The sequence below is a fragment of the Bacillus spongiae genome (assembly GCF_037120725.1).
In the GTDB taxonomy this organism is placed as follows: Bacteria; Bacillota; Bacilli; order Bacillales; family Bacillaceae_K; genus Bacillus_CI; species Bacillus_CI spongiae.
Genome location: NZ_JBBAXC010000038.1, coordinates 1 through 7,145 on the forward strand (window position 1 = coordinate 1; position 7,145 = coordinate 7,145).

9 protein-coding genes are annotated in these 7,145 nt (G+C 34.0%); 6 read left to right on the top strand and 3 right to left on the bottom strand.

The window, feature by feature from the left end:
• Positions 1 to 128: 128 nt before the first annotated feature.
• Positions 129 to 431 (bottom strand): hypothetical protein, encoded by a 303-nt coding sequence (locus tag WAK64_RS22230; protein WP_336589154.1) that lies wholly within the window; start codon positions 429 to 431, stop codon positions 129 to 131.
• Positions 432 to 663: 232 nt separating this feature from the next.
• Between WAK64_RS22230 and WAK64_RS22235 the strand changes: the two genes are divergently transcribed.
• The gene (locus WAK64_RS22235) at positions 664 to 894 is read left to right on the top strand and encodes a hypothetical protein (RefSeq protein WP_336589155.1); all 231 of its coding nucleotides are present in this window, start codon (positions 664 to 666) and stop codon (positions 892 to 894) included.
• A 97-nt stretch (positions 895 to 991) separates the two neighbouring features.
• Here the strand turns inward: WAK64_RS22235 and WAK64_RS22240 are convergent, their stop codons facing one another.
• Positions 992 to 1,603, bottom strand: a complete 612-nt coding sequence (locus tag WAK64_RS22240; protein ID WP_336589156.1) for a TetR/AcrR family transcriptional regulator — start codon at positions 1,601 to 1,603, stop codon at positions 992 to 994.
• 161 nt (positions 1,604 to 1,764) lie between these two features.
• On the opposite strand from WAK64_RS22240, the gene WAK64_RS22245 reads away from it, so the two are divergent.
• The 5 genes from WAK64_RS22245 (at position 1,765) to WAK64_RS22265 (ending at position 6,693) form a co-directional block, all read left to right on the top strand.
• Positions 1,765 to 2,748, top strand: a complete 984-nt coding sequence (locus tag WAK64_RS22245) for an NAD(P)-dependent alcohol dehydrogenase (RefSeq protein WP_336589157.1) — start codon at positions 1,765 to 1,767, stop codon at positions 2,746 to 2,748.
• Between the two features lie 33 nt (positions 2,749 to 2,781).
• The gene (locus WAK64_RS22250; RefSeq protein ID WP_336589158.1) at positions 2,782 to 3,192 is read left to right on the top strand and encodes a DUF6326 family protein; all 411 of its coding nucleotides are present in this window, start codon (positions 2,782 to 2,784) and stop codon (positions 3,190 to 3,192) included.
• Between the two features lie 1,023 nt (positions 3,193 to 4,215).
• Positions 4,216 to 4,365, top strand: a complete 150-nt coding sequence (locus WAK64_RS22255; protein WP_336589159.1) for a hypothetical protein — start codon at positions 4,216 to 4,218, stop codon at positions 4,363 to 4,365.
• Between the two features lie 1,086 nt (positions 4,366 to 5,451).
• Positions 5,452 to 5,892: a MarR family winged helix-turn-helix transcriptional regulator gene (locus WAK64_RS22260; protein WP_336589160.1), complete on the top strand. Its 441-nt coding sequence runs from the start codon at positions 5,452 to 5,454 to the stop codon at positions 5,890 to 5,892.
• Positions 5,893 to 6,105: 213 nt separating this feature from the next.
• Positions 6,106 to 6,693, top strand: a complete 588-nt coding sequence (locus tag WAK64_RS22265) for an adenylyl-sulfate kinase (protein ID WP_336589161.1) — start codon at positions 6,106 to 6,108, stop codon at positions 6,691 to 6,693.
• Between the two features lie 240 nt (positions 6,694 to 6,933).
• Here the strand turns inward: WAK64_RS22265 and WAK64_RS22545 are convergent.
• The coding region (locus WAK64_RS22545; RefSeq protein WP_419465984.1) for a hypothetical protein at positions 6,934 to 7,145 on the bottom strand (212 nt) is incomplete at its 5' end.

Sequence of the window (7,145 nt, forward strand, 5' to 3'; positions counted from 1 at the left end):
TTTATTTTATCAGAAGTGGTCCTTATTTTAATTCAAAAATAAACAAAGCCGGTGAAATTTTACTCGTCGTAAAATTCCACCGGCTTTTTCATTTCAGACGTGGGTTTTGTCCCAGCCTCTTTTGCTTTCTAATTTGGACGGATCGCTTTCATAGAAGGATCATCAGGTAATTTCTCTAATTTTTCAACGCTATTTAAGTCGGTTAAAGGAATAAAACTGATGGAGTCTTGACCTGGTAAATTAAAAATATTTTTGACAACAATGGCTTCATCTCTAAGCTCTCTAAATTCTCCTGTCGCAACTAAAAGTACGTCAGTTCCAACAAACGTAACACCAATAGGGTCGCCTTCTTGAAAGTTTTCTTTTACAAGCTTTTTTAGTGATTTTGTTCCACAATCGCAGGTCGTTATTTTTTTTGAATGAGTCATCATTTCACCTCATTTCTTAATAGAATAGGCCGTACAATACTAGTGTATGTTTAATTTACTAGTTTTGACTGTACAAAAAGGAAGATTCAAGTAAAAACAGTCCAACTAGAGTAAGTGTGATTAAATTTCTACAAATATAGATGTAGGAATGTTAAGAGTGATCCAAACAAAATCATAATCTAAAAAGAAAAGAATAGGTATAAAACAAGCATGAAAAATGAAAGGAGGAATTTATGTGTCCCAGGAAAAATTACTATTTTTACTAGGGATTACGTCCATTACATTAGCCTATTTACCTGTCTATCCAAATCTCACTACTCTTATTGGACTCTTTCTCGGTATCACAGGGATAATCCTTTCAACCATATATTTAAGGAAAGAGAGAACCCATAATCGCTTCTTAAAAATAGGTAGGTGGCTTTGTACGATAGGTACAATTATGTCTACTTATCTACTATTGTACTAGTTAGATAAGTACAAAAACGATTCACCTACTACGGTAGATGAATCGTCTTTTTGAGATGAATACGTTTCTTATGGCATTGTATATGTGTAGCCGTAGCTTACTTTCTAAATCGGTACAAGTACGTTTTAATCATTTCCTCCTTTAAAGGTATAAACTGTTCCTTCGTTTGGGGTTGCTGAAAGAGAGAAGGCCATGTTAAGGCCCCTTCAATCATGGCATGATATATTTGCGCAGCTAAGTTAGCATCGGGTATTTCCATCCTTCCATCTTCATCCGCAGCTTTTAACCAAGCCACTAAGTTGGCGTGTGGTGGACCATATTTCGCTTTAGTTTCTGTCACCAGCTCAAGATCTTGAAGAAAAACAGTTGTAAGGACTTTTGATAAGGCGAGTCGACTTGGATCGTTTATGAGAAAAAGTTCTGCATCAGCGAAAAGTGTAAGTTGTTCTTCTAGCGTTTTAGTAGGATCATAATGGATATCCTTTAATAATTCTTGCTCAGATAAAAACCGTTGAAATATTGCTTGGAAGAGATCATCTTTATTCGAAAAATGATTATAAACGGTCCGTTTAGAAACGCCTGCATGTTGAGCAATACGGTCCATAGAGGCTTTTTCGTACCCTTCGATGACAAAAGCTTTAATAGCGCCATCCATAATCGCTTCACGTTTCTTTGATAAATTGTCTGAGGGTTCATTTATGTTCTTCATTTTTTAGCACTCACTTTCTATATTAAAAATAAACTACACCGTATAGTGTAAAAACCTATTGACCACATGTAAACTACACTGTATAGTTTACTTTAAGGATAAGAAAACATCAACTTTATCCTGTGAGATTGATTTTTTTAGAACCAAAATGAAGGAGGAGAATGATGAAAGCGATTGTATTTACAGAATACGGATCGACGGATGTTTTACAGCTTAAAGAAGTGGAACAACCAGAACCAGAGGAGAATGAAGTGTTGGTGAAGGTGTATGCTGCTGCTGCCAACCCACTTGATTGGCGCTTTATGAGGGCGAATCCTTTTTTAGCACGATTGGAAAATGGTCTTCAAAAACCGAAAAAAACAACACGTCTTGGAGCAGACCTTGCAGGTCGGGTGGAAGCCATTGGAAGCAAGGTAACCCATTTTAAGCCAGGTGATGAAGTGTTTGGAGAGAAATTCGAAACAGGGTTGGGTGGTTTTGCCGAGTATGCTTGTGTGCCTGAAGAGGCTTTAGCCTTAAAGCCTCGTAACCTATCCTTTGAGGAAGCAGCAGCCGTTCCGATAGCAGCCCTAACGGCATTGCAAGGTCTTCAAAATGATGGGAACCTTCAATCAGGACAGAATATTTTGATTAACGGAGCATCAGGCGGGTTGGGGACATTTTCAGTACAAATAGCAAAAGCCATTGGGACGAAGGTTACCGGTGTATGTAGTACACGTAATTTGGATTTAGTTCGCTCCATTGGGGCAGATGATGTCATTGATTATACAAAGACAGATTTTACGAATACAGGGAAGAAATATGACCTCATTTTTGATACAGTTGGAAATCGGTCAGTATCAGACTTATTGAGGGCTTTGAAGCCAAATGGAATTTGTACTGTCGCTGGATTTACGAATATGACTCGTTTTGTAGATATTTCTCTTAAAGGAAAGTGGATATCTCGAACGGGCAATAAAAAAATTGGCTTGATGAAAACGGTCCACACAAACAAAAAGGATCTATTATTTTTAAAGGAACTACTCGAATCTGAAAAAATTGTACCGGTGATTGACCGTCATTATCCCTTAAGCCAAACAGCTGAAGCCATTCGCTATCTAGAAAAGGGGCGTGCAAGAGGAAAAGTGATTATAACGGTAGCGTAAAACAAACGTTTATAAAAGAGAGGAGTAGATAAATTGAATAGTGAGCACAAAATTTTTGACCTTGAAAGGAAAGCAACGCTTTCAACCTTATGGATCTTTGTCCTACTAAATCTCATATTTAGGGACCTTCATGAACTGTTTAGACCAGAGCTTTTAGGAGAAATGATGACCGGAATCGTAAATGGGACAGTTATAACAGAAGGACTTTTGTTAGGGTTTGGTATGCTGTTAGAGATACCAATCGCGATGGTCCTCTTGTCACGTGTGTTAAGCTATAGCCTGAATCGGTGGGCAAATATAATAGCTGGAATCGTAACACTGGTGATTTTTGTAGTCTTTGGTGGTGTAAATGACCTAGATGATATGTTCTTTTTAACAGTAGAAGTGGCTGCGTTAATCGTCATTATTGTGTATGCATGGAAGTGGCCTAAACACGTGTCCTGACTTGTTTAAATAATAGGTATGTGGAACTTGAATCACTTGTAGAAGAAGCGAAAATACTTACAAAACTCCTTTAATTACTTGCAGCAGAGGATGAACTACTCGCAAAACTCCCTCATTTACTTGCAGAAGAAGAAATACTTGCAAAACTCCCCTAATTCCTTACAGAAGAAGCGAAAATACTTGCAAAATGCCCTTATTTACTATCAGCAGAAGAAACACTTGCGAAAAATCTCCATCGGTTGTAAAACTGGATCAAATAGATAGTGGTCCCGCTTCACTTGCAGTAAAAGATATAATATTGCATATTGTCTTGTTTATTTGAAGAAATAAGTCATCTATTTCTTGCATACTCCCTTTAAATTTATAATGCTCTTAATGTAGATTTGATAAAAGTGACGATGTTTATAAAAAAGATGCAATGTTTTGCATATAGTCGCGATGCTTATAAAAACCCCTTTGGATATATATCCAAAGGGGTTTTTAAAATTAGAGATAGAAAATCTGAACGACAATATAGTTATTCAAGAAAAGGACCATTATCTTGAACACTTGAATTCGAGATAAATTAGAAAATTAATTAGTATATAGTAGAAAAAACAATGGGAAGTATATTATAGTTCATAGTTCATTGCTGACCAGATGTTTCTAATGTTATAAAACGAACGCACTGCTAAAGATGTGAAATAGTGTCAATATACTACGATGGAGACCACGACGGAATAAACTCAGAACATAAACTGGTGGGAGATTAGGTAGCTTTAATTATGGGTAAGGTATAGACTGATTTTTATGTATCTCTATCTGGAGATGCAGTACCGTCAACTGGATCAAATATATGTCCCAGGATGTACCTAATATTGATGAAATAAGTTATGGAAAGGTAATTCCTTACAGATTAAACAGTACCTACAAAGTTAGATCTTATTAATAAATTATCTTAATTCGAAAAATGAAGGAGGATATAATTGTGTATAAAGTTACAAAAAAAGACATAAAACTCACAAAAAAATAATTAAAGAAGAAATGGAAAAGAATAATGTTGATATGACTAATATTGACTTTCAAGATGTTGCAATAAAAGCATTGGATATTTCCTATTCAATTGGAGGAGGGTATACAGAGGATACAATTAGACAAATAATAGCCTCAATGATAAAGAGAAAAATACATTAATCTTTCTTCAAACTGATTTCTCTTTATAAGCGGAAATATTAATTTGTAAGATGTTTTTGATCAAATAATATTAGAAAGCAATATTTGTTATGCAACAGCAACGAACTACTAAAAGTTAGACAAATTGATGTTGGATGAAACGATATCAAGGTATATCCCAACAGTTGTGTAGTTGGATTTTTAGACACGTGAAAATGAGCATTTCTAATTAGAGTCAACTGAATTAATAGTAATAGTTAGTTATCAAATAGTTCTACTAATTACCTTTCCTAAATATCATCCTTTTTGAAACAGCATGAATTGGAATGAAAATTCCTGCGAATATACCAAAATCAACTAATAATGATGATAAATTGAATTTATCGCTAAAATCATAATTAAAACCAATGAATGTTGTTACACTTTCGTAGATAAGAACAGTTAATGATATGGTGATTAATACTAAAATAAAGTCCTTCAATAGTTCCACCCCGCATACAATTTATTAAATATACCTCATAAAATATTACATAATATTTAATTTTATCAAACTTCATTAGAAAAAATATACAAAAAACAACAATCCATTAGGAAATAGCTTAAAATAAAATCTGTATTAATTCTTAACAGGTATATTCTGGGGTAGCGTCAGGAAAATGCGGATTTACAACGTTAAGGATTTAAAAAAATAAAAAGCCTAGTTTCTCTTGATTTTAAACGAGAAATTAGGCTATTGTTATTAAAGAAAAGCACCCGATTATTACAAAAATTTCCAACCTTATAAGCTTTATCAAATATTTTTGACAGGACCCAGCAAAACGACACTGTATCGATACACATAGAAAGCTTAAAAAGGGTTGCTTCGCTCTATTTTCCAATTTATGAAAGTCTTATGACGAAGACTAGAGCAGCAACCCTGTAATCGAGCCTATAAGGTTGATATGGCTGTTAATTAGGATAAAATTTCTCCTGGTTGAGGGTCATATACTTAAAGTGCATGAGTTTAATCGAAAAGAATAAGTTTAATAATCTAAAACAACTTGACTGGAGTGAATAGTATACGCATGATGTTAGGTAGCCTAACTAACAACATTCAAGGAGGTTATTATGAACGTATTTCAAGATTTAGATGCATGCTATAAATACTTTAATCGGCACTTAAGTGCAATGTTTCAGAAAGAGGGGTATAGCGAAATAACATTTAATAGTTACCAATACATAATTGCTATTTACAAGTTACATAATGAAGGTGATTTAGCAACTATAACAGAAATTGCAAATAGATTAGGGATAAAAAAATCTTCCGTTGCTCAAATGATTAATACATTGTTAAAGGGCGAATATTTGAAGAAAAAAGAAAGTTCGGTAGACAAAAGAAGTTTTACTCTAGAATTGAGTGAAAAGGGTTACAAAATGATGAAGTTAGAGGCTGTCTTTTCTGAGAACTTTTTAAAGCATTTTTATTATCCATTAGATGAAGAAGAAATCAAGACCTTTGAAGAGACAATGGGGAAAATAGCTACAAACCTGTTGAAAGGAGTCGTTTAATGGATAAACAAAACAGATAAAAATTGATTTTAATAAACTTGCTTTTGTTAATCTCGATAATACCTCATGGAATCACAATCGACACTATTATAAATACTTACTAAGTAAAATTCCTTATTTGAAAATATGATAGGAATTGCAGAAAAATTGTCCTCTGAAACAAAGGCATTTGTTTTGGTGGTATTCTATTACTTGGAAAAAAGAGGTGTGAATATGATTATTTGGATAAATGGAGCGTTTGGCTCGGGAAAAACAACATGTACTTATGAATTAAACAAAAGATTACAAAATTCTTTTGTTTACGACCCTGAAAATATCGGTTATTTTATACGAAAAAATTTACCTAAAGAACTGTATGAATCGGATTTTCAAAACCATGAACAGTGGCGGTTATTCAATTATAAAATGTTAAAATATCTATCAGATACTTATGATGGTATTATTATAGCACCCATGACTTTGGTTAATCGTCATTATTATGATGAAATAATTGGACGACTTATTAAAGAAGGTATTGAGGTAAAACATTACATTCTTTATGCAGAGAAGAAAACAATAGAAAAACGCCTTAACAAACGATTTGAATGGGCTAATTCATGGGCAAAATCACAAATTGACCGGTGTATTTATGCCTTTAATCACGATATTACTGAAGAAAAAATAATAACTGACAATAAAACCATTGACAATATTGTAGAGGAAATAGCCGAAAAAAGTGATTTAACTTTGGCGAGTGACAAAAGAGGCCACTTAAAGAAATTCCTTGATAGATCTGCTACCTTTCTAAAACATATACGGTAATTTATACTTAGAGCCATTTGGTAAGTATAACGATGAACAAAAGGGTGGAGTTAGTATAGTTTTATGGACACCGATTAGTTATCTCTCTATGATTAAAAAAAGAGAGGAAGTGTCCGATATGGGATCAAAAAACAGTCGTAATTATAGTGAAGATTTTAAGAAAATGGTGGTCGAACTTTATCATTCAGGTCAATCGGTGAGTTCTTTAAGTAGCGAATAGGGCGTATCTGAAGTCACAATTTATAAATGGATTAACGCCTTCACTCCAGTAGCTGGAGAGGAGAACCAGTTCACTCCACATGACATTGCGGCGATCCAAAAAGAGAATTTAAAAATGAAGCAGGAAATTGAAATCTTAAAAAAGGCTATGGCCATATTCGCAAGAAAGTAACGGATAATGAACTGACCGAGTTGATTGATGACCAAAAAGAAAGGTTTCCTATTCAGGTCAT